Origin of the sequence: Pseudomonas sp. efr-133-TYG-103a (genome assembly GCF_030209235.1) — a bacterium.
In the GTDB taxonomy this organism is placed as follows: domain Bacteria; phylum Pseudomonadota; class Gammaproteobacteria; order Pseudomonadales; family Pseudomonadaceae; genus Aquipseudomonas.
The window spans coordinates 12,087-36,990 of the sequence record NZ_JARVSK010000032.1 but is presented as its reverse complement, the minus strand read 5'-3'; the positions used below and the strand labels follow the sequence as shown (position 1 = coordinate 36,990).

Below are 24,904 nucleotides of genomic sequence, written 5' to 3'. Positions count from 1 at the left end.
TCAAGCTCTAAGTTAGCGGTTGACCATGCCCCAATGGGCACGGGCGGCAGCGACATCCGCATCGATCGCCGTCTTCAGCGCCTCAAGGGAGGCGAAACGCTGCTCATCACGCAGCTTTTGGTGGAATACCACCGTCAAACGCCGGCCATAGATATCGCCGGCAAAATCCAGAAGGTGAATCTCAAGGTGAGGACGTCCGTCCCCTGCCACGGTCGGGCGCACGCCGATGTTGGCGACGCCGGGCCATACCTTGCCGTCGATTTCGGCACTGACCAGATACACACCGGTCAACGGCACGCGACGACGCTTCAATTGCACGTTGGCTGTAGGCGTGCCCAACTGGCGCGCCAGTTTCTGCCCATGCAGCACACGTCCGGAAATCTCGAACGGTCGGCCCAACAGACGCGCGGCCAACGCGAAATCGGCGGCAGCCAGGGCGTTGCGGACCTGAGTGCTGCTGACACGGCCGCCGTCGATCTCCACGGTCTGCGCCGCTTCGACGGTGAATCCCTTTTGCGCGCCGACCTTCATCAGAAAGTCGAAATCGCCGACCCGATCACAGCCAAATCGGAAGTCGTCACCCACTTCCAGGTGTTTCACGCCCAGGCCGTCTATCAGCACCGTGTCGACGAACTCGGCGGCGCTGAGCTTGCTCAGGCGCTGGTTGAATGCCAGACACAGCACCAGATCGACGCCCTCGGCGGCGAGCAGATCGAGCTTGTCACGCAGCCGGGCCAGACGCGCAGGAGCGGTCTCGGGCGCGAAGAACTCACGCGGCTGCGGTTCGAAGATCACCACGCAACTGGGCAGGCCCAACTCCACGGCACGCTCACGCAGTCGCGCCAGAATAGCCTGGTGACCACGGTGAACACCGTCGAAATTGCCAATGGTGGCGACGCAGCCCCGATGCTGGGGGCGCAGATTGTGAAGGCCTCGAACCAGCTGCATAACGCGCTTCTTGCTCATAAAGTGGCCGATTATAACCACACACCGTCGTCAACGACAGGCGACAGATCCGGGCAAACCGCAACAATCGACGTTAACCGGCAAAAACCGACGACTGATCCTAGAAGATCGCCTTGCGGGCGAAATGCCTGAGACGGAAACCCAACAGCAGCAATGTTCCGAAATACGCACCGATCCCGGCGGCCACCAGCGCGCCCAGCCGCAGGAAGCGCTGGAGCATCTGCCCGTCTGACCAGGAAGGCATCACCTGCATCAGCCCCAGCAGCACGGCAGACATCACCGACACCGCAACGACCAGTTTGGTCAGGAAAATCGCCCAGCCTGGCTGCGGCTGGAACAGATCCTGCCGACGCAATTGCCAGAACAACAGCGCTGCATTGAGGCAGGCCCCCATGCTGATCGCCAGCGCCAGACCGGCGTGGGCCAGGTGAATGACGTAGACGAACAGCACGTTGAACAACTGGGTCACGATGAGGGTGAAGATCGCGATCTTCACGGGCGTGCGAATATTCTGCTGCGCATAAAAGCCCGGCGCGAGGACTTTGATCACGATGATACCGAGCAAGCCGACCGAATAAGCCACCAGCGCCCGCTGAGTCATCGCCGCGTCTTCGCCATCGAATTTGCCGTACTGAAACAGCGAAACGGTCAGCGGCTCGGCGAGCAGGCCCAACGCCAGCGTACACGGCAGCACCAGCAGGAAGCACAGGCGCAGCCCCCAGTCCAGAATCCGCGAGTATTCATGGCGATCCTTGCTGGCGTAGGTCTTGGAAAGAATCGGCAGCAGAATCGTACCTAGCGCAACACCCAGCACGCCCGATGGCAGCTCCATCAAACGGTCGGCGTAATACATCCACGACACGGAACCGGCCACGAGAAACGACGCGAAAATCGTATTGATGATCAACGATATCTGACTGACTGACACGCCGAGCATCGCCGGCAGCATCTGCTTCATCACCCGCCACACGCCGGTATCGCGCAGGTTGATGCGCGGCAGAACGAGCATTCCGATTTTCTTCAAATGCGGCAGTTGATAAAGCAGTTGAAGCAATCCGCCCGCCAGCACGGCCCAGCCCAGGGTCATGACCGGCGGATTGAAATACGGGGTCAGGAACAGCGCAAAGAAGATCATCGCCAAGTTCAGCAGCGTCGGCACGAACGCAGGGACCGAGAAGCGATTCCAGGTATTCAGGATGGCGCCGGCCAGCGAGGACAGCGAAATCAGCAATATATAAGGAAACGTCACGCGCAGCAGGTCGGACGTCAGCTGAAACTTTTCGGGGGTGTCGGCAAAGCCGGGCGCAGTCGCCCAGATGACCCACGGTGCGAAAATGATGCCCAACACCGTGACCAGCGCCAGCGCCAGGGTCAGCATCCCCGTGACGTACGCGACAAAGGTGCGAGTGGCCTCCTCGCCCTGCTGGCTTTTATATTCCGCCAGAATGGGCACGAACGCCTGCGAGAAGGCGCCTTCGGCGAAAATCCGGCGCAACAGGTTGGGCAGTTTGAAGGCGATGAAGAAGGCATCGGTCGCCATTCCGGCGCCAAACGCCCGGGCGATGATCGTGTCGCGGACAAAGCCCAGCACCCGCGAAAGCATTGTGATGGAGCTGACGGCGGCTAGCGATTTGAGTAGGTTCATCTAAAGGTTGTGCGCCCGACCAAAGGAAGCGCCAAAGCGCGATCCATTTATGCGATACTCCGCGCCGCAAAACAGCACTGAGCCAAAAACCGCGAGTTTACAGGTCGTACGCCGGAAAGAAATCACCTCGGCATCACACTGCGACCACTCAGCGGAACGCATCAACTGCCCTTGACAAGCATCAAACTCATCGGCATGATTCGCGGCCTATTTTGTTAGCTATTTCCCAAGTCTTTCGAGGAGCTCGACGGTGGCCAACTCACCTTCCGCCAAAAAACGTGCAAAACAGGCTGAGAAGCGTCGCAGCCACAACGCCAGCCTGCGTTCCATGGTTCGTACCTACATCAAGAACGTAGTCAAAGCCATCGACGCAAAAGACGCTGAAAAAGCGCAAGCTGCTTATGTTCTGGCCGTGCCAGTTATCGACCGTATGGCCGATAAAGGCATCATCCACAAGAACAAAGCTGCTCGCCATAAAGGCCGCCTGAATGGCCACATCAAGGCTCTGAACCTTGCTGCTGCAGCCTAAGCGACCCGCTTGTTAAAAAACCGACCTCAGGGTCGGTTTTTTATTGCCTGCGATTCTTGCGTCTGTTCAGCTCATGACTTGTTGCAACACATGGAGAAACGCGACTTGCCTGCGCCAGGCCCGAAGGCCCCAGCCAGCTGTTGATGCAAGCCGCGGCCTCCATTCGAGCACGCCATCAAGGCGCGGGCGCTGGGGACCACGGAAGAATCGGAATTGCCGTCACGGCATTCTGTGGACTACCCTCGATCACACGATCGCTGTAAACGAGGTACACCAGCGTATTGCGCTTCTTGTCCAGGAAACGCACCACCTGCATGGTCTTGAAGACCAGCGATGTGCGCTCTTTGAAGACCTCATCGCCATCCTTGAGCTCTTCCCTGAAGTGAATCGGCCCAACCTGGCGACAGGCGATGGACGCCTCGGCCCGATCTTCCGCCAGACCCAGGCCACCTTTGAGCCCGCCGGTCTTGGCGCGGGACAGGTAGCACGTCACCCCGTCCACCTTGGGATCGTCGAATGCCTCGACGACGATCCGGTCATTCGGCCCGACAAACTTGAAAACCGTCGACACCTGACCGATCTCTTCGGCCGATGCCAGCAAGGGCAGCATCAACAATGCACCCACCATCCCTTTCAGCGCTCGCATCACAACTTCCTTCTATCAGTGACCGGATTCAGACCAGAATCAGGTTGTCGCGATGAACCAGCTCCGGCTCGGCCATGTAGCCCAGCTCCTTGACGATCGCATCGGACGGCAGACCGATGATCTTTTGCGCTTCCAGCGCACTGTAATTGCTCAGGCCACGCGCAATTTCTCGCCCATCGGCCGCCACGCACACCACCATTTCACCGCGGCGGAAACTGCCCTGCACAATCTTCACACCCACAGGCAACAAACTCTTATTGCTCTCGGTGAGGGCCTTGACGGCGCCATCGTCGAGCACCAGCGTGCCTCGGGTCTGCAGGTGCCCTGCCAGCCATTGCTTACGAGCGGCGAGCATGCCGCGCTCCGGAGACAACAACGTACCCAGACGCTCCCCAGCCTTCAGACGCGCCAGCACCCGCTCGATGCGGCCACCAACGATGACCGTGTGCGCGCCTGACCGCGCTGCCAGCCGCGCCGCACGCAGCTTGGTCTGCATGCCACCACGCCCCAGCGCCCCGCCAGTGCCACCGGCAACGGCGTCCAGCGCAGGATCATCGGCACGCGCCTCGTAGATCAGTTGTGCCTCGGGATTGTTGCGAGGATCGGCGTCGAACATGCCGTCGCGGTCAGTCAGAATGACCAACAGATCAGCCTCGACCAGGTTGGCGACCAGCGCAGCCAAGGTGTCGTTGTCGCCGAAACGAATCTCGTCAGTGACGACAGTGTCGTTCTCGTTGATCACGGGCACGACACCCAGCTCGACCAGCGTGCGCAGCGTGCTGCGTGCGTTGAGGTAGCGCTTGCGGTCGGAAAGATCGTCATGGGTCAGGAGAATCTGCGCCGTATGGCGCTGGTATTCCGCAAAGCTGGACTCCCACGCCTGCACCAAGCCCATCTGACCGATAGCCGCAGCCGCCTGAAGCTCATGCATGGCACTCGGTCGTGCAGCCCAGCCCAGACGACTCATGCCGGCAGCCACCGCGCCGGAGGAGACCAGAACCAGTTCGACGCCCGCCTCGTGCAGCGCCACCATCTGCTCGACCCAAACACCCATCGCGTTGCGGTCCAGACCCTTGCCGTCCGCCGTCAGCAGCGCACTTCCGATCTTGACAACCCAACGCTGGGCACCTGTCACCTTGCTCCGCATGATCTTTCAACCTTAAGCCAGAGAATCCGAATTCGACATACTAAAACGCCGCTATCAAAGCGGCGTTGTAGTTTACTTCACTCGATCATTCACGGACGTAAATGATTTCCGGACCATCTTCATCGTCCTCGAAATCATCATCCCAATCGTCATCGCCCATGTCGTGCACGCTCTTCACGCCACTGCGGCGCAGTGCACGCTTGTCGTCCAGCGCTTGCAGCTGAGCACGAGCCTCGTCTTCGATACGCTGATCCAGTTCGGCCAGCTCTTCGGCGTAGGCCGGATCATTGGCCAGACGGTCGGCGCGATCTTCGAGGTAACGCATGATGTCGTGGCTCAGACGCTCGGTACCCTGTTTGGCAATTGCCGAAATCATGTACACCGGGCCAGTCCATTGCAGACGCTCGACAATCTGCGCCTTGACCGCTTCATGCTGATCTTCCGGCAGCATGTCGCACTTGTTCAGCACCAGCCAGCGATCGCGATCCGACAGCCCCGGGCTGAACTTGACCAGCTCGTTGACGATGACCTCGGCAGCATCGGCCGGATCGGACTCGTCCAGCGGCGCCATGTCGACGAGGTGCAGCAACAGGCGAGTACGCGCCAGGTGCTTGAGGAAGCGAATACCCAGGCCTGCGCCATCGGACGCACCCTCGATCAGCCCCGGAATGTCGGCGATCACGAAGCTTTTCCAGCGATCGACACTGACCACACCCAGGTTCGGCACCAGCGTGGTGAACGGATAGTCGGCAACCTTCGGCTTGGCGGCCGAGACCGAACGAATGAAAGTACTTTTGCCTGCGTTCGGCAAGCCCAGCAGGCCGACGTCCGCCAGCACTTTCATTTCCAGTTTCAGGTCACGCTGCTCGCCCGGCTTGCCCGGCGTGGTCTGACGCGGCGCGCGATTGGTACTGGATTTGAAGCGGGTGTTACCCAGGCCGTGCCAACCGCCCTGCACCACCAGCAGACGCTGACCGGCTTTGGTCAGGTCACCGATGATTTCCTGGGTGCTGGCATCGATCACGGTCGTGCCGACCGGCACGCGCAGGATCAGGTCTTCACCTTTGCGACCGGTGCAATCGGTGCTGCCACCATTGGAGCCACGCTCCGCATCGAAGTGACGGGTGTAGCGATAATCAACCAACGTGTTGAGGTTCTCATCGGCGACCATGTAGATCGAGCCGCCGTCACCACCATCACCGCCGTTCGGGCCACCGTTTTCGATGAATTTTTCGCGACGGAAGCTCATGCAACCGTTGCCGCCGTCACCGGCTTTCACCCGAATGGATACTTCATCAACAAATTTCATAACGCACGCCTCCCGTCACAAAGACGAGCAAACAACATAAATTCATAAGGCTCTTGCAAAGATGAGCGTTGCGGTACCGATCAAAAACCAGCGCTTCACACCACAACGGCCCACACAAACAGCTTTGCAAGAGACTCACCCAACCAATTTTGCACAGTCCCTACAAACGAAAAAGCCCTGTCGCGAGACAGGGCTTGATCTGCTAACGCAAGATTATGCCGCGGCTTGAGCCTTTGGCACGATGCTTACGTAGCGGCGACCGAAGGCGCCTTTAACTTCGAACTTGATCACGCCTTCGACTTTAGCGAACAGGGTGTGATCCTTGCCCATACCAACGCCGTAGCCAGCGTGGAATTGGGTGCCGCGCTGACGCACGATGATGTTGCCCGGAACGATTACCTGGCCGCCATACATCTTCACGCCAAGGCGTTTGGCTTCTGAGTCGCGACCGTTACGGGTACTACCACCAGCTTTTTTGTGTGCCATGAGTTCAATACTCCTATTAGGGTATCAGGCTGAAAAATCAGGCCTGGATACCGGTGATTTTGATCTCGGTGAACCACTGGCGGTGGCCCATACGCTTCATGTGGTGCTTACGGCGACGGAACTTGATGATGCGGACTTTATCGTGACGACCCTGGGAGATCACTTCAGCCACAACGGTAGCACCGGCAACGACTGGAGCGCCGATATTGACGTCGTCACCATTGGCAACCAGCAGAACGCGGTCGAAGGTAACGGTTTCGCCAGTAGCGACTTCCAGTTTTTCAATTTTCAGGTATTCACCTGGGGCGACTTTGTACTGCTTGCCACCAGTAACGATTACTGCGTACGACATGGTATATCTCCGAAAATCCTGCTCACCCAGCTCTTTATAAGAAGAGTATCGGCTGGCATGGCTGCATGGGGCTGGAAAGGCTCGTCATGCAATTGCGTAAGGCAGGTGCTGCCCAGGAAAGTTAGGGTGCGCGATTGTACGCAAGCCGCGAACGCCTTGCAAGCTGCGTTACGTCACGCCTTGACAGGGTGGGGCCTGCAACCTAGCATGCCGCGCAACCCTTCTGGAGCACGCCTCGCTGATGCAACCCCAAGCCTTCTACCGCGCTGTGGCGGACGACTTTACAGCCGTCGACCACATTATCAAGAAGCAGCTGACGTCGCGCGTGCCGCTGGTCTCGAAAATCGGCGACTACATCACTTCCGCTGGCGGCAAGCGCCTGCGCCCGCTGCTCGTTCTGCTGTGCGGCAAGGCACTGGGAAGCGGCGGTGACCATCTGCGCCTGCTGGCGGCAACCATCGAATTCCTGCACACCGCGACCCTGCTGCACGACGACGTCGTCGACATGTCCGGGATGCGCCGTGGCCGCTCGACCGCCAATGCGATGTGGGGCAACGCGCCAAGCGTGCTGGTCGGTGATTTCCTCTACTCGCGCTCGTTCGAAATGATGGTCGAACTGGGTTCGATGCCCGTGATGCAGATCCTGTCCAAGGCAACGCGCGTCATCGCTGAAGGCGAAGTCCTGCAGCTGTCCAAGGTGCGCGATGCCAGCACCACCGAAGAAACCTACATGGAAGTGATTCGCGGCAAGACAGCCATGCTGTTCGAGGCCTCGACTCACAGCGCCGCTGCACTGGCCAACGCCAGCGCCGAACAAAGCGAAGCGCTGCGCACGTTCGGTGATCATCTGGGCGTTGCATTCCAGTTGGTCGACGATCTGCTCGACTACCGTGGCGACGCCGAGACCCTGGGCAAGAACATCGGCGACGACCTTGCAGAAGGCAAACCGACGCTGCCTCTGATCTACACCATGCGCGAAGGCACGCCGGAGCAGGCGGCTCTGGTACGCAAGGCGATTCAGAAAGGCGGCCTGGAAGATCTGGAAAGCATTCGCGAAGCGGTCGAGCAATCAGGCTCGCTGGATTACACCGCGCAACTGGCTCGTGATTATGTCGCCCGCGCCATCGCCTGCCTGGATGTCCTGCCAGCCAGCGAGTACCGCGATGCGCTGATCGAGCTGAGCGAGTTCGCCGTCGCCCGCACTCACTAATCCCGCTCGGCACCTAAAGAAGCCCGTCCAAGCGACGGGCTTTTTTGTACCCGCACGGATCATCGACCTGCGGCACGCCGCAGCAGCGAACAGCTGACCCACATCAACACCGGCGCAAAGATGCGAATTAATCTCAAATAGATCCTTGCTATTCTTCAGATAAGAATTATTCTCATTGAAACCTCAAGGAGAACGAACATGACTTATTTGATAGACGCCTGGCTGGATCGTCCACACCCTTACCTGCGAATCCTGCATCGCGAAACGGGTGAAGTGTGTGCGGTATTGCATGAGGACGCGCTGGATGAATTGCGGGATCAGGGTGACCTGGATGTGATCAGCCTGAGTTCGTGCGAACCTGGCATTCAGAAGGAAATGGTGCGCAATCTGTTTCTGTTCTGCTACGCCCGGGCGTTGCGCCCGACGCTGGAACTGCATTGATCATGACGACGGCGCCAACATTGCCGAGCGAGCCCTGCAGCCTGCTCGGCAACCATTCAGCCTGACGCTTGAGCCGTACGGCTCAGCTGTACAGCCTTACAGAACGTCCAGCAGCTCGACGTCGAATACCAGAACGCTGTGTGGAGGGATGCTGCCCACGCCCTGCGCGCCGTATGCCAGCTCGCTCGGAACGTACAGGCGCCACTTGCTGCCGGCCTTCATCAGTTGCAGGGCTTCGGTCCAGCCAGCGATCACGCCACCGACCGGAAATTCAGCTGGCTCGCCACGATCGTAGGAGCTGTCGAAGACGGTGCCATCGATCAGCATGCCGTGGTAGTGGGTGCGCACGTTGCTTTCGCGCGTCGGCTGAGCGCCGTCGCCTTGGGTGATGACTTCGAATTGCAGACCGGATTCCAGGGTGGTCACGCCTTCACGCTTGGCGTTGTCGGCCAGGTAAGCCTTGCCAGCGCCGGCGGCGGCTTCAGCCTTGGCAGCCGCTTCGGCTTGCATGATGTCGCGAATGACTTTGAAGCTTGCAGCCATTTCTTCCTGGCTGACGCGGCTCGGCTTGCCACCGAATGCATCGGTCAGGCCCGCGAGAATGGCGTCAAGGCTGACACCCGGTGGCGGGTTGTCGCGCAGCTGGTCACCCAGCTGACGGCCGATGCCGTAGCTGACGCGAGTTTCGTCGGTGGACAGATTGACTTCGGACATGACACTGCTCCGCTTATGGAGCACCCGCAGGTGCCCCGAACCAAAAGGCCGAGCAGCCTAGCACAAGGAGGCCGGAGCGGTAATGGTCAACCCGCGCTGCGCACGGCATCACGCCGCGCACAGGCCGGGCCGTCAGTGCTTGGTGACTTTATCCAGATAGCCCATTGCAAACGCCGAGACCACAAACGTCATGTGGATGATCACGTACCACATCAGGTACTGAGGCTCGATGTTCTTGGCATCCATGAACACCCGCAACAGGTGGATGGAGGAGATAGCGACGATAGACGCGGCGACTTTCATCTTCAGGGAAGAAGAATCCATCTTGCCCAGCCAGTTGAGTTTTTCCTTGTCCTCGTCGATATCCAGCTGAGAAACGAAGTTCTCGTAGCCGGAAATCATCACCATCACCAGCAGTCCCCCGACCAGCGCCATGTCGATCAGCGACAGCAGCACCAGAATCAGGTCTGACTCGGCCAGCGAGAAGACGTTGGGGATGACGTGGAAGATTTCCTGAAAGAACTTCAGCGCCAGCGCCAGAAGTCCCAGCGACAAACCGAAGTAGATGGGGGCCAGCAGCCAGCGCGAGGCGTACATGGCATTTTCGATAAAGCGTTCCATTGAAACTCACAGTTGATTGAAAGCTGCCGAGTATAGGGCGATCGCCGCGCGCTACAAGCCGCCCTGACAACACTCGAAACAATTAGCCGACATAACGCTCGCCGAAAGCGCCGTGGTGCCCTGCACGCGCAGGACCATAACCGGCGCATTCATCGTGCTGCCGGCACACCTCAATTGACGGGAGTACTGCGCTGTTGCTGAGAGGCATCGCCGTTGATTCGTCGGAGTTCGCCCTGCAGATGCAGGCTCCAGATCGGGATTTCCTCAGCCGTCTGATAGCCATGAAGAGCAAGGCTTTCGGCAATCGCATCGAGCACCGACTCGGCAGCGACAGGACCATGAAACGGTCCCTGAGCCTTCAGCGCCGAAGGCTGCTCTCCTGACATTCCCGCTGCGAAGAGCAAGGTCCACATACCATTATCGCCAGACAGCGGGCGTACGACACATTCGATTCGGGTCACCAGACCCAGGCATTGGCGAGTAAGACAGAGGCTGCGCGGCATGGCGAGCTCCTCATTGATTGCAGTATTCACTCCCTTGAACGGCGAAGAGAGCGCGTCAGTCCCTTTGACAACTGCTGTAACACGACAATATCGAAGAAATGCCCCGTAAGAAAAGCGTGAAAATAAAAAGGGCGCCGAATGGTCATTTTGCCACTAGGCGCCCCTGTTAGTTGACGTCAAACAGTCAACTTTTCAGCTCTGGCTGTAACTGTGGCGCCTCTTTTTCGAGCTCCTTGAGGTCCTCTTCGCTGAGCATTTCGGCGATATCGCGCAGTCGATCCACCACGCGGCCGTTGACCGAGTTTTCCGGGAACTGGCCGTCTTCGTCCGCTTCGCCCACAGGCTCGCCCACCAGCAGGCTCAAGGCCTCGTCCACCTGGCGCACCGCGTAGACGTGGAACTGCCCGGCACGAACCGCCTGCAGCACACGCTCATCGAGCATCAACGTGGCGACGTTCGCCTGCGGGATGATCGCGCCCTGATCGCCGGTCAGACCCCGCGCCTCACAGAGTCGGAAGAAGCCTTCGATTTTTTCGTTGACCCCGCCCACCGCCTGCACTTCGCCAAACTGGTTGATCGAGCCGGTGATCGCGAAACACTGTTTCAGCGGGGTCTTGGACAATGCCGAAATCAGCGTGCAGACCTCGCCCAGAGAAGCGCTGTCGCCGTCAACATAGCCATAGGATTGCTCCAGCGCGATGCTGGCGGAAATCGCCAGCGGGAATTCCTGCGCGTAACGGCTGCCCAGATAACCGGTGAGGATCATCACGCCTTTGGAGTGGATCGGCTGGCCGAGGTTGACCTCACGCTCGATGTCGACAATCCCGCTGCCGCCCGGGTAAACCGTCGCGGAAATCCGCGCCGGCACACCGAACGCCGAGTCGCCGACCTCAAGCACCGTCAGGCCGTTGCACTTGCCGACGGCAGCGCCATCGGTGTCGATCAGAATGATGCCGGCGAGCATGTCGTCGAGAATCCGTGCCGACACCCGCCCGGTACGCGTGGCCTTGGCTTTGAGCGCGCGCTCGATATGGCCTGCATCGGTGCGCTCATCGTTGGCCAGGCTGCGAATGAAATCCGCCTCGCTGACAAGCTGAAAGAGGTCACCGATACGCGCCGACAATCGACCCTGATGCTCGGCAAGCCGGGCACTGTAAGTGGCCAGACGAGCGACAGCGTCGGCAGTCAGCGGCGCCATGCCCTCCTCCGAAGTCCGGGTTTTCAGCAACTGGGCGAACTGCTCCAGGCTCTCATCGACCATCGGGATGTCTTCATCGAAGTCCACCAGCACGCGGAACATCTCCTGGAAGTCAGGATCCAGGTCTTGCAGCGTGTAATACAGCGACCGCGCGCCGATGATGATGACTTTGACCTGCAGCGGAATCATCTGCGGGGTCAGGGTCACGGTGGCGAGGCGACCCAGCTCGCCCAGCGGCGACTCCATCTTCAGCTTGCGCGATTGCAGGGCGCGTTTCAGAGCGTCCCAGACGAAGGGCTCGCTGAGCATCTTCTCGGCTTCGAGCACGAGGAAACCGCCATTCGCGCGATGGAACGCGCCCGGGCGCAGCTGCCGGTAAGTGGTGTAGAGCGCGCCTTGATCGGTGCTGTATTCGATGCGGCCGAACAGGTTGTCGTAGGTCGGGTGCGGCTCGAAGACCACCGGCGCACCACCACTCGCCGAATGACCGACGACAAGGCTTGGGCAGTATTGCTCTTCGAGCAGCTTGCGCGCCTGAGCGTCGGCTTTGCTGTCGTCGACCAGTTGCTCGACCACGGTTTTCAGCAGATTGACCTGCACGGCCTGCAGGTAAGCGCAGACCGCGGCGTTCTCGGCGTACTGCTCGGACAACGGCGCCAGCAGCGGCTGCAAGGCCAGAATGATGGTCTCTTCATTCAACTGGCGCATCTGATTGTTGGACTCGCGCTTCCATTGTGGAAGGCTGGCGAGCTCTTCATTCAGGCGTTCTTCGAGTGCCGAGATGTCGCTGTGGAAACGCTCGCGCTCGGCTTCCGGGAGCTGTGAAAACTCGGCTTCATCCAGCGCTTTGCCATCCAGCATCGGGGTGAAGGCGATGTTGCTGCTGTCGCGGTACAGGGCGATGTCTTTTTCCAGCGCCAGACGCTCGATGACGTCCAGTGCGCGGTCGTAACGCTGATTGAAGGCGCGATCGATCGAGCTTTTCTTTTGCTGGTAGGACGGATGCTCGAACACGGCAGGAAAAGTCGACAGCAAGTTGTCGATCAAACCATTGATGTCGGCGATGAACGAACTGGCGCTGCCCGGCGGGAGTTCCAGTGCGCGGGGCTCGCGCGGCTCATCGAAATTGTTGACGTAGACCCAGTCCGACGGGGTCTGCATGCGCTTGCCTTCAGCTTTGAGGTAGCGCTTGACGAAGGAGAAGCGGCCCGTGCCGGGCTCGCCCATGACGAATACGTTGTAGCCAGGGCGCGGCATGGCGACCCCGAACTGAAGCGCCTCGACCGCTCGTTCCTGGCCGAGCACGCCGCGAAAGGGTTCCAGATCGTTGGTTGTCGTGAAGCTGAACTGTTCAGCGGAAAAGGGACGGGTAAGCGCTTCGGGCGCGAGTCGCAGGCTGGCAGCAACAGGATCGGGCATCGGACATCCTTACATCAGGCGGGGCAGATGGGGGCATTCTGGCGCTCGCCGCACCAGACTGGCAAGGCAAGAGACGGCGGAATGTTTTTCTACCTGACGAACCCGCCTACTCTCCCCAACGGCGCTGGACTACATGCAACAATCTGCAATAAACCACGGAACGTTCAGAACGTGCCTAAACTCCAACCTGCGCGGTCGGTACAAATCGAATAACCGACCCGCCCTGGCGCTTGCCAGGATCCGACCCTTGGTTGAAACAACAGAGACTAAAGCTATGAAACGGATTCTTCTTGGTACTCTCTTCGCCGCTGTGTCCATCAACGCCATGGCTCAAGCGCCTGGCGGTCCGGACTGCGGTTGGGGCAACATGCTGTTTGAAGGGCAACGCGGCACTCCGGCTCACTTCCTCGCTTCCACCACCAACGGCACCTCGGGTAACGCCACATTCGGCATGACCTCGGGCACCAACGGCTGCTCCACCAACAGCGCGCTGACTTATGGCGGTAAATCCTGGTTTGCCATGAACGGCATGATGGACGAGCTTTCCAAAGACATGGCGATGGGCCAGGGCGAAGCACTGACGACCTACGCGGTCGTACTGGGCGTTGCACCGGAAGACCGTGCGCATTTCGCCGCAGTCACCCACGAGCACTATCAGCAAATCTTCAACAAGGCAGACGCCACCGCTGAAGATGTCCACAGCAACACCCTCGACGTACTGAAGAACGATCCGACTCTGGCTAAATACGCAAGCCAGGCCTAAAGTCGTGCCACCTGCCTTCCTCCCGGAAGGCAGGATTTCACTGTCATTGCCCACTTCTGATTAGTTGCCAATCTATGCTCAAACGCCTTGCCTGGCTGGCGCTCTGTGTCTGCGCCCCGCTGTATGCCGCGCCTCATGTCGACAATGATCGTTTGCAGCAACTGGCCCAATCCAGATTCTGGATTTCCATCGGCCATTACGAAGCCGGCAAGCTCGGTGGCTGGCGAAGCTACGTTGATGACCCGAAATTTTTCCTCGCTGCCAACGGTGCTCACGACCCGAAGGCCGAGCTGGCCGCGACCCTGGAGGCGATTTATCGCCCCGTGGTGCCAGGCAAGGAAGACCTGCATCCGCAATGTGTTTACCCCTCGCGCACGCGTTTTCTGCGCGACGAATTGAAGCTTGCCGATCTGCCCGCCGTCGATTGCAAGGAGTTCAACAAATGGTTCTCCGACGTGGCCCCGGACAGCACGGTATTGATCTTTCCGGCTGCGTATCTCAACAGCCCGTCTTCGATGTTCGGCCATACGCTGTTGCGCATCGATCAGGCTGACGTGCAGGCCAACAAAACCGCGCTGCTCAGTTATGCGATCAACTTCGGCGCCTACATCGAAGGTTCGGACAACAGCATCCTGTACGCCTGGAAAGGCCTGATGGGCGGCTATCCCGGGCTGTTCGCGCTGGTCCCGTATCAGGAAAAACTCTCCGAGTATCGCAGTCTGGAAAACCGCGACCTGTGGGAATACCGCCTTAACCTGACGCCAGAAGAAACCCGGCGCATGGTCGAGCATGTGTGGGAACTCAAACAGATTCGCTTCGGCTATTTCTTCTTCGACGAAAACTGTTCGTATCGCCTGCTGGAGTTGCTGCAGGTGGCCCGTCCGAGCCTGAACCTGACGCCGCAATTTCGTCTGACCGCGATTCCGACCGACACCGTTCGCGCCGTCAAGGACGCAGGGCTGGTAGAAAAAATCGACTATCGGCCCTCCAAGGAGCGCGAGCTGCTCAGCCGTGCCGAGCCCTTGAACCATGACGAGCAACAGTGGGTGCTCAAGGTCAGCGCCGACCAGCAACAAATGCAGAGCGCTGATTATCTGGCCCTGCCCAAGGACCGACGCGCGTTGATTCAGGACGCGGCGTATCGACTGGAGCGCTACCGCGCCAACGGCCAGGAGCGGGATTCGGCGCGAGCGCAGCGCAGTTATGACTTGTTGCGGGCCATCAGCACCAACCCGCCCCCGGCGCTGGAAATCGAGCGCCCCGGATTGCCTGAGGACGGTCACGAATCGCGAACCTGGCAACTGGGCGCAGGCACGCGTGACAACGAGGCTTTCGCCGAGTACGGCCTGCGCATGGCCTATCACGACTTGAACGACAACGCTTACGGATTTCCGTTGGGCGCTCAGATCGAGATCCTCCAACTGAAGTTGCGTCAGTACGAGGACAGCCGCTGGCAGGTGCAGCAACTGGACCTGGCGACGATTCGCTCGCTCACACCGCGCAATGACTTGTTGCAGCCGTGGTCATGGCAGGTCGCGGGCGGCCTGGAGCGCGTGCTGGGCAAGCACGGCGACGAGAATCTGGTAAGCCATGTCAACGGCGGTGCTGGCGGAACCTGGAAACTGGGTGACGACGTGCTGGGCTTCGCGCTGGGCACCGTGCGGATCGAGCACAACAATGACTTCGACGCGCTGGTCTCACCCGCCGCCGGTTTCGACACCGGCGTTCTGTGGCGCAACGGGCTGGGCAACCTGAGCCTGGAGACCAAGGGCGACTATTTCACCAACGGCGAAGTGCGACGCACGATCAGTCTGAATCAGCAGTGGGAACTGTCCCGTAACCTTGGGCTGCGCCTGAGTGCGCAACGCGAATTCAGTCAATTGAGCTCGCCGGTGAACGAGGTCATGCTGGAATTGAAGTGGTATCACTATTGAGTGGCAGGTTTCTGATTTTCAGCGCAACGACCGACGCCTTCCCGGCTGAAGCCGGTCCTACGAATGTAAGCGGCGTTCAGTAGGGTCGGTTTCAGCCGATCCTAGTAGGACCGGCTTTAGCCGGGAAGAGCCCAAGCCGGTTTCGCAGGTGTACGCGAGGTTGTAGCCGACCCTTGGTAGGACCGGCTTCAGCCGGGAAGAGGCCAAACTGGCCACGCAGTGTACGCGGTGTTTTAGCCGCCCCCAGTAGGACCGGCTTTAGCCGGGAAAGCCCAAGCCGGTTTCGCAGGTGTACGCGAGGTTGTAGCCGACCCTTAGTAGGACCGGCTTCAGCCGGGAAGAGGCCAAACCCGGCCACCCTGAGTGCGTGCCAAGTCAAAGCTCCTGCTGAGTATGCATCGCGCTATAGCCTTCCTCCTCGATCAGTCCGACCACCTGCTCCGCCGCCAGCTGGCTTTGCACCTTCACTTCTCCCTTCGCCAGATCGATCTGCACCTGCGCCGACGGGTCTTGACCCTGAATGGCATCGGTAACGGCACGCACGCAATGCGCGCAGGTCATGCCTTGAACGTTGAATACCTGCATGGGTGACTCCTCATTCCAGTGAAAAACAGTGAATGACGGCATCTTCGACCTTCCCATCATAGGAAGGTCAAGTTTCTGGTCAATCTGCCGGGCTGGTATTCCGCGATGCCCTGAGCCAAAGTGTTTCATCCACGAATATCAGGAGAATCGGCCATGCGCTGGTCAGCCTTCCGCATCGCAGGTTTCATCGGCCTGCTGGCTTCCGCTTCCTGGGCTCAGGCCGATCAGGACTACGGCGTGCTCATCATTTCCCGTGAGCGGCTGGAAGTCGCAACGTCCTGCGAGATCGGCATCTACATGCAAGACCAACTGGTCGGTCGCCTGTTCCAGGAAGAATCCCGCTCATTCAACCTGCCGGCGGGCGACCTGTCCGTTCGCCTGCGCGTACTGCCCGGCCAGATGCCCGGCTGTTCGCCAGGCATCGAGGCGCAGAACAATACGCGCCTGCATATCAATGCCGGCGACGTCCTCAAATACCGCATCGCGTCCGGGCCACAGGGCATGTATCTCAAGAAGGCCGATCTGAATTATTGAGGGCTTGGGGCACACGCCGCCCTGCCGCCAGCTCTGTGAAAAATCGGGACTTGACCTTACCAACGTGGCAAGGTTGATCCTTGTGGCAACAGCCTCAAGGAGTGATCTCCATGTCCAGTCCCGTCACCTTCGATCTGCCGATCACCGGCATGACCTGCGCCAGTTGCGCGGGTCGTGTCGAACGCGCGTTGCGCAAAGTCCCCGGCGTGCAGAGCGCCACCGTCAACCTGGCCAACGAACGCGCTCACGTCGAAGTGCTCGAGCAGGTCGACCCTGCCAGCCTCATTGCCGCCGTCGACAAGGCGGGCTACGGCGCCAGCCTGGCGCAGGATCCTGCAACTCAGGCTGTTGAACAGCAAATACGTCACGACAATGAGCGCTGGCATCTTTTGCTGGCCATTGCGCTGGCGCTCCCGCTGGTGCTGCCGATGCTGGTGCAATCTCTTGGCGTGCACTGGATGCTGCCGCCGTGGATTCAGTTTCTACTGGCAACACCCGTGCAGTTTTTTCTCGGCGCGCGTTTCTACGTCGCGGCTTACAAGGCCGTTCGGGCGGCCGCCGGCAACATGGACCTGCTCGTTGCACTGGGCACCAGCGCCGGTTACGGCTTGAGCCTTTATCAATGGTGGGCCGCGACGCCCGGCAGCATGCCGCATCTGTACTTCGAAGCGTCGGCGGTGGTCATCGCGCTGGTACTGCTCGGCAAATACCTGGAAAGCAGCGCCAAACGCCAGACCGCCAGTGCAATTCGAGCGCTGGAGGCTCTGCGGCCTGAGCGGGCGATTCAAGTCATCGACGGCCAGGAGCGTGAAGTGGCGATCAGCGCGTTGAAGGTCGGCGATCAGGTGCTGGTCAAACCCGGCGAGCGATTTCCGGTGGACGGCGAGGTCATCGAAGGTCAAAGCCACGCTGACGAAGCGCTGATCAGCGGCGAAAGCCTGCCCATTGCCAAGCAGCCCGGCGACAAAGTCACCGGCGGCGCGATCAATGGCGAAGGTCGGCTGCTGGTGCAAACTCGCGCTCTGGGCGCAGAAACAGCGCTGGCGCGCATCATTCGGTTGGTCGAAGACGCACAGTCCGCCAAAGCGCCCATCCAGAAGCTTGTGGACAAAGTCAGTCAGGTGTTCGTACCGGTCGTGTTGCTGATCGCCGCAATCACATTGATCGGCTGGTTGCTGGCAGGCGCTTCGCTGGAAGCTGCGCTGATCAACGCCGTCGCGGTGTTGGTCATCGCCTGCCCTTGCGCACTGGGCCTGGCCACGCCGACCGCCATCATGGCTGGCACCGGCGTCGCGGCACGCTACGGGATTCTGATCAAGGACGCCGAGGCCCTGGAGCGCGCTCACAGCGTCACCGCGGTGGTCTTCGACAAGACCGGCACACTCACTTCCGGCACGCCGCGCATCGCCCACATGACGGCTGTCGACGGGAACGACGACATGCTGTTGCAACAGGCGGGCGCATTGCAGCGCGGCAGCGAGCACCCACTCGCCAACGCTGTGCTGGATGCGTGCAGTGCGCGTGGGCTCAAGCCTGAGCAAGTCGAGAACAGCCGCTCGCTGGCCGGACGAGGCATCGCAGGCACGCTGGATGGCCGCGATCTAGCACTGGGTAACAGGCGCCTGCTGGAAGAAAGCGACCTCGGCATGGGCGCGCTTGCAGACGCCGCACAACAGTGGGAAGCCGAAGGCCGCACGTTATCGTGGCTGATCGAACTGAAACCCGCGCGCCGGGTGCTGGGCCTGTTCGCGTTCGGGGATACCCTGAAGCCTGGCGCCGCTCAGGCCATCGAACAACTGACCAGTCGCAACATCAGCAGTCATCTGCTGACGGGTGATAATCGCGGCAGCGCGAACGTCGTTGCACAAGCACTGGGGATCACCGACGTCCACGCAGAAGTCCTGCCCGCCGATAAAGCTGCGGCCGTCGTCGCACTGAGAAAAACCGGCGTGGTGGCCATGGTCGGCGACGGCATCAATGACGCACCGGCCCTGGCTGCGGCGGACATCGGCATCGCCATGGGCGGCGGCACCGACGTTGCCATGCACGCATCGGGTATCACCTTGATGCGCGGCGATCCAAGGCTGATTCCGGCGGCGCTGGACATCAGCCGCAGGACCTACGCGAAGATCCGTCAGAACCTGTTCTGGGCATTCGTCTACAACCTCATCGGCATCCCGCTCGCGGCGTTCGGTCTGCTCAACCCGGTGCTGGCGGGCGCCGCAATGGCCCTGTCCAGCGTCAGCGTCGTCAGCAATGCCTTGCTGCTCAAAACCTGGAAAATGACCGGGCACACGTCCGATCAGGGAGACGCGCCATGAACATCGGCCAAGCAGCAAAGCACAGCGGCCTGAGCACCAAGATGATTCGCTACTACGAATCCATCGGCCTTTTGCAGGCCGCCACCCGCACCGACAGCGGCTATCGCCTGTATGGCGCCAACGACCTGCACACCCTGGCCTTCTTCAAACGCTCGCGCGATCTCGGGTTTTCTCTGGAAGAGGTCGGCAAGCTGCTCACCCTGTGGCAAGACCGTGGCCGAGCGAGCGCCGACGTTAAAGCATTGGCGCACAAACATATCGTCGAGTTGAACCAGAAGATCGAAGAGCTCGCGGGACTGCGGGACACGCTGCAGGACCTTGTGGAGCATTGTCAGGGCAATGACCGACCGGACTGCCCAATATTGAAGGATCTGGAGTCGGGTGGGTGTTGCGCTCCAAAGTGAGCGGAATATACCGAGCGTTAAAACACTTCGCGATAACCACTATCGCCAATCAATATGAAGCGCGGGCGCAATAACGCTCATGCTGGTCTATCCCTTTAACTCAGGGAGCAAAACTGACATCGACTCCAGGCGGTGAGGGCTATATAACCGTCGTTCCAAACTGGATTAAGGTCTTGATATGAAAAAACGCCAAGCAGTGATGACTTGGCGTTTTCGGTTTACTGCATCCACGGCGGAGGCGGTTCTTCGGCTTTATCGGCCGGGGCGTCATCGGCATTGCGGGCGGCCTGGCGGCGCGCTTCGTCACGTTGTGCCGCTTCGATCTCGCGCAGCACGCTGTTGACGTCGGCGACGTCATCGGGATCTGCGAACACACCGGTCAACACCGTGGCCGGGGACAGCGTGCCTGCCTCGTAATAGGACCACATTTCCCGAGCGAAACGGGTTTGCTTCAATTCAGGCGCAAAGCGACCGAAGTACGAAGCCATGTTGCCGACGTCGCGCTCCAGCATGCTGAAGGCGTGGTTGTTGCCTGCGGCGTCGACCGCCTGAGGCAGATCTATGATCACCGGGCCGTCCGGAGAAAGCAGCACGTTGAACTCGGAAAGGTCACCGTGCACCAGTCCGGTACACAGCATGAGGACGATCTGCTGAATCAGAAAGGCGTGATACTCGCGCGCTTGATCGGGCTCGAGGGTCACGTCGTTCAGACGCGGCGCCGCATCGCCATACTCGTCACTGACCATTTCCATGAGCAGCACGCCCTCAAGGAAGTCGTACGGTTTGGGGACTCTCACACCGGCGTTGGCGAGCCTGAACAGCGCGGCCACTTCGGCATTTTGCCACGCGTCCTCGGCCTCCTTGCGGCCGAATTTCGACCCTTTGGCCATGGCTCGAGCATCACGGCTGTTGCGGACCTTACGGCCCTCCTGATACTCCGCAGCCTGACGGAAACTACGTTTGTTCGCCTCCTTGTAAACCTTCGCGCAGCGCAGCTCTTTGCCACAGCGCACCACATAAACAGCTGCCTCTTTGCCACTCATCAGTGGGCGCAGCACCTCGTCTACCAGACCGTCCTCGATCAGGGGTTCAATGCGTTTTGGAGTCTTCATCAGCTTTTATTCTGGGTCCTTCGTTGCCAAACACGCGATTGCTGCTCGTTATACGGCAATCCTTTGCCAGCGAGTAGGGGGTCAGGCCGATTGAATCCGTTCGGTTGGTCCCAAGACATGACCTACTCCTTGGCAAGCAGCTTTCATGCCCGCAGATCGATATCGGCCGAATTGAAACGCCAAATTTCGACGATCGACAGACAGCGGTAGTTTTTCGGCCACACGGGCACTGTATGGTTCAGATGCTGAAGAGCTCCCCTGGTGTCGTACCAAAAAAGCCCTTGAAAGCGGCAATGAAAGCAGAGGTTGAATCATATCCGCACATCAGCGCCGTGTTTGTCACACTCTCACCCGCCTGCAACGGATTGAGCGACGACAAAAGCCGAGCTCTCTGGCGCCAACTGCGAAAGCTAAGTCCGGTTTCACGTTGAAACAATCGCGTCACGGTTTTTTCCGACATGTTTAACCGTACCGCCCAGCTGGAGAGCGAGGACGATAGATCGGGTGTCTTGATCAATTCGTCACACAGCTTCAACAAATGCGAGTGACGAGGCAACGGCAGCGAAAACCCTACCTCGGGTAGAACAGCAAGCTGGTCGAGCAATACTCGAACAAGCCGAGACTCACTGCTGCCAGCCTCAGGATAATCAGCCGGCAATTGGCAGAACGCCTTGATCAATTCCCGTGCAAGGGGCGTGACTTCCAACACTCGACAGCGCGACTTCGCCCAAAGGCAGTCCTGCTTGCGCACGTACAGGCTACGCATCTCGGCACGCGTCGACGTCACCACCTCATGATCCAGTCCGGCCGGAATCCACACTCCCCATTGCGGCGGCGCGAAAAAGCTGCCTTGTTCGGTATGTACACCCAAGACGCCACTGATGGCGTAGGAAAACTGCACCCATTCATGACGATGAGTCGGCGTCCACGAACCAGCGCTCAGGCTTTCGGCCCTGGCGTAAAGCGGGCGCGGCAGATCAGCCAGCTCAGGAATCAAACGCTGGGTGTCTGCGTGGCGTAATGGGCGGTGTGGGTTATGCGACATGAGCGGGCCTTGTGTCGTGAGGTGACAGTTTATGTCGCTGCTTGAAACGTTTGCCAGCCGTGCGGTTAAGTGCATCGGCCAAGAGGAGCGGATCGATGATTGACGCTACTCAGACCGGCAACTCAATCAAGGCGTTTGAAGATGAGTAGCGACTTCAGTAACGGCAGAGGGCGCGTAGGGTGATAACAGGTTCAACGCGGCTGGCCGACTCTATCGTCAAGCATTCAAAAAATCTAAATGGGTGCAACGGAATCGCGATAGCGGACCGGACCGGTTATCGCCAAACAATATCAGCAGCAACTGTCGCGATGCACCCGCTGGCCTACACTTATCAGACAACGGCAACCTGACAACAAAAGGACTTAAAAATGACTCATAGCAGCCGAAGCAGCGTGCCCGTACAGATTATCGATAACGAAAAGGAAGCGGGATACACAAACACTGATTCCGAAGGAAATTTCACTTTTAAACTCATTCTCGCCGACAGTGGAAGCCACAAAATTTTGGCGAGTACTGGCACCGAGCATTCGACACCTTGGACGATCTCGCGCACTGTCCATAAGGATGTGGTACAAGATTTTGAGATTTACGCTAATGGGCCCTACCCATCGGGCCTGGATACAAAATACATTATATTTACAGGAATAAGTGACAATCAGTTCCTCGAACTTGTGCCTAAGTATCCAGCGGGTGAGACCCCTCCGCGGAGCCTAAGTGTCACGCTAGATTCGGTATTGACGATGAAGAATACTACCCAGTCCATAACGATAGCCTATAGTGATGAAGGGACTCTCGGACACACTTGGCAATGTCGCTATAAAACTGAAGAGGGAATTGAAGCAGTTGATGAACAAATTATTCAAGGCAGTCGCGGCTGGACAACCATTACGTTCACCCATCCAAATATCGTATCGGCTACCCTAATCCCTAGAACTGGTCTGGCGATGCACATCCACAAATGCTTGATGACGGTTGACTCCATCTAAAGGCGGGTAGCAATTGTGACGCTTGTATATAAAGCGCTAGCGGGCGTTGTGTCGTGAGGAACATCTCATGTCGCCGCTAGAAGTCCATGTTGATGATGCAGACTTGATGATTCCGCGGCTTGACGTCGATGGATTATTGAGTGAGCCAGCGGCCGATTCTAGAGATTCTGAACAATGGCAAAGTCATCAGCTGTGTAAAGGTCGCGGACGACGGTTACTGCTCCCACCAAACTTCGGCACGTAATGAAGGGCAGCACGTATTTACGTGCTTATGAATACACCGACAATTTCGAATTTATCTAGATTTCCCAGCGTTTGGACTTCCTAAATGTTCTGTGCCCACACCCTGCCAGCTACAAAGCCCGGGAGGGCGCACCGATCCGTCAGAGAGAAGCAGCAAAATTCATATCGGTGGACAATCAAACGGTGCGCTCGCGACCATGAGATCAGCCACCGATCCTTTTGCGAGCGAACCGCCCCCTCTGTATGAATTCGCACCCTGATCTCAGAAACACCTAACGTTCTGAATTCAACGCTCAAGTATCGCCGTCACCCCCTGCCCGCCCGCCGCACAGATCGAAATCAGCCCGCGTCCCTGCCCTGCCACGCTCAGTAACTTGGCGAGGTTGGCGACGATGCGGCCGCCGGTGGCGGCGAAGGGGTGGCCGGCGGCAAGCGAGCTGCCTTTCACGTTCAGTTTGCTGCGATCAATCGACCCCAACGGCGCGTCGAGGCCTAGCCGGGTCTTGCAGTACTCCGGGTCTTCCCAGGCCTTCAAGGTGCACAGTACTTGAGCGGCGAAGGCCTCGTGGATTTCGTAATAATCGAAATCCTGCAGCGTCAGGCCGTTGCGCGCCAGCAAGCGCGGAACGGCGTAGACCGGCGCCATCAGCAAGCCCTCTTCGCCGCGCACGAAATCCACTGCCGCCGCTTCGCCGTCCCGCCAATAAGCCAGAACAGGCAAGCCGCGTTCGCGCGCCCAGTCTTCGCTTGCCAACAGGACGAGCGAGGCGCCATCGGTCAGAGGCGTCGAGTTGCCGGCCGTCAACGTGCCTTTCGCGCTGCGCTCGTAGGCAGGCTTGAGGGAGGCAAGCTTGTCCAGCGAGGCGTCGGTGCGCAGGTTGTTATCCCGTGTCAGGCCGCGAAAGGGCGTGAGCAGATCGTCCTGCCAGCCTTCCGCGTAAGCGGCGGCCATTTTCTGATGGCTCTCCAGCGCCAGTTGATCCTGTGCATCCCGCGGAATGTGCCAGGTCTGAGCCATCAGCTCGCAGTGCTGGCCCATGGACAAACCGGTGCGCGGTTCGCCGTTGCGTGGGAGTTCGGGCTTGAGGTTATGCAGGCGCAACTGGCTCAGCGCCTTGAGCTTGTCTGCCGTGGTCTTGCTGCGGTTGACCTGCAGCAGTATTTGCCGAAGGTCTTCATTCACGCCAATCGGCGCATCTGAGGTCGTATCAACGCCACCGGCGATGCCGCACTCGATCTGGCCGAGGGCAATCTTGTTGGCCACCAACAGCGCTGCTTCCAGGCCCGTGCCGCAGGCCTGCTGAAGGTCATAGGCCGGCGTTTGCGGGGACAGGCGTGAGCCGAGCACGCATTCGCGGGTCAGGTTGAAATCGCGGGAATGCTTGAGCACTGCGCCCGCCACCACCTCCCCGATGCGCGAGCCGTGCAGGTTGAAGCGTTCGATCAGGCCCTCCAGCGCGGCGGTCAGCATGTCCTGATTACTGGCGGTGGCGTACGCGCCATTGGAACGGGCGAACGGGATGCGATTGCCCCCGACGATGGCCACGCGACGTGTCTGACTCATTGAAATCTCCTTTTTCTTTTCTGGATATTGCAGGCATCGGTGACGCAAACACGGCCGTATCGGGCCAGACGCTGTGCAGCCTGTCCAAGAGCGATCGCGAGCAAGCTCACGCCCACCGGATATCAGTTGGTTGAAGGTCCAATTTTTCCCAGAACCCCGAGTTGTTGCACTTACCGTAGGAGCGCGCTTGCCCGCGATCTGCCGGGGACCGGCAGCAAAACCGAAGA

At 59.3% G+C, this 24,904-nt stretch carries 24 protein-coding genes; 9 read left to right on the top strand and 15 right to left on the bottom strand.

Features of this window, described 5'->3' with window-relative positions; all coding sequences use genetic code 11:
• Positions 1–12: 12 nt before the first annotated feature.
• Both ribF and murJ read right to left on the bottom strand, forming a co-directional pair.
• Positions 13–948: a bifunctional riboflavin kinase/FAD synthetase gene (gene ribF / locus QRN36_RS23365; RefSeq protein WP_093464716.1), complete on the bottom strand. Its 936-nt coding sequence runs from the start codon at positions 946–948 to the stop codon at positions 13–15.
• 118 nt (positions 949–1,066) lie between these two features.
• Positions 1,067–2,611 carry a murein biosynthesis integral membrane protein MurJ gene (gene murJ, locus QRN36_RS23360; protein ID WP_285426222.1) on the bottom strand — a complete coding sequence of 515 codons (1,545 nt, stop codon included), beginning with the start codon at positions 2,609–2,611 and terminating at the stop codon, positions 1,067–1,069.
• 250 nt (positions 2,612–2,861) lie between these two features.
• Here murJ and rpsT point away from each other — a divergent pair, with 250 nt between their 5' ends.
• Complete coding sequence (rpsT, locus tag QRN36_RS23355) at positions 2,862–3,140, top strand: 30S ribosomal protein S20 (protein WP_007924739.1); 279 nt, start codon at positions 2,862–2,864, stop codon at positions 3,138–3,140.
• A 175-nt stretch (positions 3,141–3,315) separates the two neighbouring features.
• Here rpsT and QRN36_RS23350 read toward each other — a convergent pair whose 3' ends face one another.
• From QRN36_RS23350 to rplU, 5 genes are all read right to left on the bottom strand, one after another.
• Complete coding sequence (locus QRN36_RS23350; protein WP_285426221.1) at positions 3,316–3,786, bottom strand: CreA family protein; 471 nt, start codon at positions 3,784–3,786, stop codon at positions 3,316–3,318.
• Positions 3,787–3,814: 28 nt separating this feature from the next.
• On the bottom strand, positions 3,815–4,933 hold the full coding sequence (proB, locus tag QRN36_RS23345; RefSeq protein WP_285426220.1) for a glutamate 5-kinase: 1,119 nt from the start codon (positions 4,931–4,933) through the stop codon (positions 3,815–3,817).
• Positions 4,934–5,018: 85 nt separating this feature from the next.
• Positions 5,019–6,242 (bottom strand): Obg family GTPase CgtA, encoded by a 1,224-nt coding sequence (gene cgtA, locus QRN36_RS23340; protein ID WP_285426219.1) that lies wholly within the window; start codon positions 6,240–6,242, stop codon positions 5,019–5,021.
• A 213-nt stretch (positions 6,243–6,455) separates the two neighbouring features.
• Positions 6,456–6,728: a 50S ribosomal protein L27 gene (rpmA, locus tag QRN36_RS23335; RefSeq protein WP_093464730.1), complete on the bottom strand. Its 273-nt coding sequence runs from the start codon at positions 6,726–6,728 to the stop codon at positions 6,456–6,458.
• A 37-nt stretch (positions 6,729–6,765) separates the two neighbouring features.
• On the bottom strand, positions 6,766–7,080 hold the full coding sequence (gene rplU / locus QRN36_RS23330; protein WP_093464734.1) for a 50S ribosomal protein L21: 315 nt from the start codon (positions 7,078–7,080) through the stop codon (positions 6,766–6,768).
• Between the two features lie 241 nt (positions 7,081–7,321).
• On the opposite strand from rplU, the gene QRN36_RS23325 reads away from it, so the two are divergent.
• The gene (locus QRN36_RS23325) at positions 7,322–8,290 is read left to right on the top strand and encodes a polyprenyl synthetase family protein (protein ID WP_093464737.1); all 969 of its coding nucleotides are present in this window, start codon (positions 7,322–7,324) and stop codon (positions 8,288–8,290) included.
• A gap of 198 nt (positions 8,291–8,488) precedes the next feature.
• Entirely contained in the window at positions 8,489–8,731 is a 243-nt protein-coding gene (locus QRN36_RS23320; protein WP_093464740.1) for a hypothetical protein, read from the top strand.
• Between the two features lie 96 nt (positions 8,732–8,827).
• On the opposite strand, the gene QRN36_RS23315 is transcribed toward QRN36_RS23320, so the two are convergent.
• From QRN36_RS23315 to QRN36_RS23300, 4 genes are all read right to left on the bottom strand, one after another.
• A complete protein-coding gene (locus QRN36_RS23315) occupies positions 8,828–9,445 on the bottom strand; it encodes an FKBP-type peptidyl-prolyl cis-trans isomerase (protein WP_093464743.1) in 618 nt (205 codons plus the stop codon).
• Positions 9,446–9,577: 132 nt separating this feature from the next.
• Positions 9,578–10,066 (bottom strand): TIGR00645 family protein, encoded by a 489-nt coding sequence (locus QRN36_RS23310; protein ID WP_093464747.1) that lies wholly within the window; start codon positions 10,064–10,066, stop codon positions 9,578–9,580.
• Between the two features lie 170 nt (positions 10,067–10,236).
• Entirely contained in the window at positions 10,237–10,569 is a 333-nt protein-coding gene (locus QRN36_RS23305) for a hypothetical protein (RefSeq protein WP_093464750.1), read from the bottom strand.
• A gap of 184 nt (positions 10,570–10,753) precedes the next feature.
• Complete coding sequence (locus QRN36_RS23300) at positions 10,754–13,186, bottom strand: Lon protease family protein (protein ID WP_285426218.1); 2,433 nt, start codon at positions 13,184–13,186, stop codon at positions 10,754–10,756.
• Positions 13,187–13,460: 274 nt separating this feature from the next.
• Here QRN36_RS23300 and QRN36_RS23295 point away from each other — a divergent pair, with 274 nt between their 5' ends.
• Both QRN36_RS23295 and QRN36_RS23290 read left to right on the top strand, forming a co-directional pair.
• Positions 13,461–13,949: a DUF3015 domain-containing protein gene (locus tag QRN36_RS23295; RefSeq protein ID WP_093464757.1), complete on the top strand. Its 489-nt coding sequence runs from the start codon at positions 13,461–13,463 to the stop codon at positions 13,947–13,949.
• 74 nt (positions 13,950–14,023) lie between these two features.
• Positions 14,024–15,883 (top strand): DUF4105 domain-containing protein, encoded by a 1,860-nt coding sequence (locus QRN36_RS23290; protein WP_285426217.1) that lies wholly within the window; start codon positions 14,024–14,026, stop codon positions 15,881–15,883.
• 375 nt (positions 15,884–16,258) lie between these two features.
• Here QRN36_RS23290 and QRN36_RS23285 read toward each other — a convergent pair whose 3' ends face one another.
• Complete coding sequence (locus tag QRN36_RS23285) at positions 16,259–16,468, bottom strand: heavy-metal-associated domain-containing protein (protein ID WP_285426216.1); 210 nt, start codon at positions 16,466–16,468, stop codon at positions 16,259–16,261.
• A gap of 153 nt (positions 16,469–16,621) precedes the next feature.
• Between QRN36_RS23285 and QRN36_RS23280 the strand changes: the two genes are divergently transcribed.
• From QRN36_RS23280 to cueR, 3 genes are all read left to right on the top strand, one after another.
• The gene (locus tag QRN36_RS23280; RefSeq protein WP_093464765.1) at positions 16,622–17,002 is read left to right on the top strand and encodes a hypothetical protein; all 381 of its coding nucleotides are present in this window, start codon (positions 16,622–16,624) and stop codon (positions 17,000–17,002) included.
• A 110-nt stretch (positions 17,003–17,112) separates the two neighbouring features.
• Positions 17,113–19,323 carry a cation-translocating P-type ATPase gene (locus QRN36_RS23275; protein WP_285426215.1) on the top strand — a complete coding sequence of 737 codons (2,211 nt, stop codon included), beginning with the start codon at positions 17,113–17,115 and terminating at the stop codon, positions 19,321–19,323.
• Positions 19,320–19,727 (top strand): Cu(I)-responsive transcriptional regulator, encoded by a 408-nt coding sequence (gene cueR / locus QRN36_RS23270; protein ID WP_285426214.1) that lies wholly within the window; start codon positions 19,320–19,322, stop codon positions 19,725–19,727. Before QRN36_RS23275 ends, cueR begins: the two co-directional genes overlap by 4 nt.
• 218 nt (positions 19,728–19,945) lie before the next feature.
• On the opposite strand, the gene QRN36_RS23265 is transcribed toward cueR, so the two are convergent.
• Positions 19,946–20,839 (bottom strand): PA4780 family RIO1-like protein kinase, encoded by an 894-nt coding sequence (locus QRN36_RS23265; RefSeq protein WP_285426213.1) that lies wholly within the window; start codon positions 20,837–20,839, stop codon positions 19,946–19,948.
• A gap of 238 nt (positions 20,840–21,077) precedes the next feature.
• On the bottom strand, positions 21,078–21,884 hold the full coding sequence (locus QRN36_RS23260) for a helix-turn-helix domain-containing protein (protein ID WP_285426212.1): 807 nt from the start codon (positions 21,882–21,884) through the stop codon (positions 21,078–21,080).
• Positions 21,885–22,252: 368 nt separating this feature from the next.
• Here QRN36_RS23260 and QRN36_RS23255 point away from each other — a divergent pair, with 368 nt between their 5' ends.
• Positions 22,253–22,870 (top strand): hypothetical protein, encoded by a 618-nt coding sequence (locus tag QRN36_RS23255; RefSeq protein ID WP_285426211.1) that lies wholly within the window; start codon positions 22,253–22,255, stop codon positions 22,868–22,870.
• A 529-nt stretch (positions 22,871–23,399) separates the two neighbouring features.
• Here QRN36_RS23255 and QRN36_RS23250 read toward each other — a convergent pair.
• Entirely contained in the window at positions 23,400–24,677 is a 1,278-nt protein-coding gene (locus QRN36_RS23250; protein WP_285426210.1) for an acetyl-CoA C-acetyltransferase, read from the bottom strand.
• Positions 24,678–24,904 lie beyond the last annotated feature (227 nt).

What these genes read in the sequence shown, in the direction of transcription:
- ribF (WP_093464716.1), bottom strand. Translation starts at nt 948, where the DNA reads ATGCAGCTGGTTCGAGGCCTTCACAATCTGCGCCCCCAGCATCGGGGC.
- murJ (WP_285426222.1), bottom strand. Translation starts at nt 2,611, where the DNA reads ATGAACCTACTCAAATCGCTAGCCGCCGTCAGCTCCATCACAATGCTT.
- QRN36_RS23350 (WP_285426221.1), bottom strand. Translation starts at nt 3,786, where the DNA reads ATGCGAGCGCTGAAAGGGATGGTGGGTGCATTGTTGATGCTGCCCTTG.
- proB (WP_285426220.1), bottom strand. Translation starts at nt 4,933, where the DNA reads ATGCGGAGCAAGGTGACAGGTGCCCAGCGTTGGGTTGTCAAGATCGGA.
- cgtA (WP_285426219.1), bottom strand. Translation starts at nt 6,242, where the DNA reads ATGAAATTTGTTGATGAAGTATCCATTCGGGTGAAAGCCGGTGACGGC.
- rpmA (WP_093464730.1), bottom strand. Translation starts at nt 6,728, where the DNA reads ATGGCACACAAAAAAGCTGGTGGTAGTACCCGTAACGGTCGCGACTCA.
- rplU (WP_093464734.1), bottom strand. Translation starts at nt 7,080, where the DNA reads ATGTCGTACGCAGTAATCGTTACTGGTGGCAAGCAGTACAAAGTCGCC.
- QRN36_RS23325 (WP_093464737.1), top strand. Translation starts at nt 7,322, where the DNA reads ATGCAACCCCAAGCCTTCTACCGCGCTGTGGCGGACGACTTTACAGCC.
- QRN36_RS23320 (WP_093464740.1), top strand. Translation starts at nt 8,489, where the DNA reads ATGACTTATTTGATAGACGCCTGGCTGGATCGTCCACACCCTTACCTG.
- QRN36_RS23315 (WP_093464743.1), bottom strand. Translation starts at nt 9,445, where the DNA reads ATGTCCGAAGTCAATCTGTCCACCGACGAAACTCGCGTCAGCTACGGC.
- QRN36_RS23310 (WP_093464747.1), bottom strand. Translation starts at nt 10,066, where the DNA reads ATGGAACGCTTTATCGAAAATGCCATGTACGCCTCGCGCTGGCTGCTG.
- QRN36_RS23305 (WP_093464750.1), bottom strand. Translation starts at nt 10,569, where the DNA reads ATGCCGCGCAGCCTCTGTCTTACTCGCCAATGCCTGGGTCTGGTGACC.
- QRN36_RS23300 (WP_285426218.1), bottom strand. Translation starts at nt 13,186, where the DNA reads ATGCCCGATCCTGTTGCTGCCAGCCTGCGACTCGCGCCCGAAGCGCTT.
- QRN36_RS23295 (WP_093464757.1), top strand. Translation starts at nt 13,461, where the DNA reads ATGAAACGGATTCTTCTTGGTACTCTCTTCGCCGCTGTGTCCATCAAC.
- QRN36_RS23290 (WP_285426217.1), top strand. Translation starts at nt 14,024, where the DNA reads ATGCTCAAACGCCTTGCCTGGCTGGCGCTCTGTGTCTGCGCCCCGCTG.
- QRN36_RS23285 (WP_285426216.1), bottom strand. Translation starts at nt 16,468, where the DNA reads ATGCAGGTATTCAACGTTCAAGGCATGACCTGCGCGCATTGCGTGCGT.
- QRN36_RS23280 (WP_093464765.1), top strand. Translation starts at nt 16,622, where the DNA reads ATGCGCTGGTCAGCCTTCCGCATCGCAGGTTTCATCGGCCTGCTGGCT.
- QRN36_RS23275 (WP_285426215.1), top strand. Translation starts at nt 17,113, where the DNA reads ATGTCCAGTCCCGTCACCTTCGATCTGCCGATCACCGGCATGACCTGC.
- cueR (WP_285426214.1), top strand. Translation starts at nt 19,320, where the DNA reads ATGAACATCGGCCAAGCAGCAAAGCACAGCGGCCTGAGCACCAAGATG.
- QRN36_RS23265 (WP_285426213.1), bottom strand. Translation starts at nt 20,839, where the DNA reads ATGAAGACTCCAAAACGCATTGAACCCCTGATCGAGGACGGTCTGGTA.
- QRN36_RS23260 (WP_285426212.1), bottom strand. Translation starts at nt 21,884, where the DNA reads ATGTCGCATAACCCACACCGCCCATTACGCCACGCAGACACCCAGCGT.
- QRN36_RS23255 (WP_285426211.1), top strand. Translation starts at nt 22,253, where the DNA reads ATGACTCATAGCAGCCGAAGCAGCGTGCCCGTACAGATTATCGATAAC.
- QRN36_RS23250 (WP_285426210.1), bottom strand. Translation starts at nt 24,677, where the DNA reads ATGAGTCAGACACGTCGCGTGGCCATCGTCGGGGGCAATCGCATCCCG.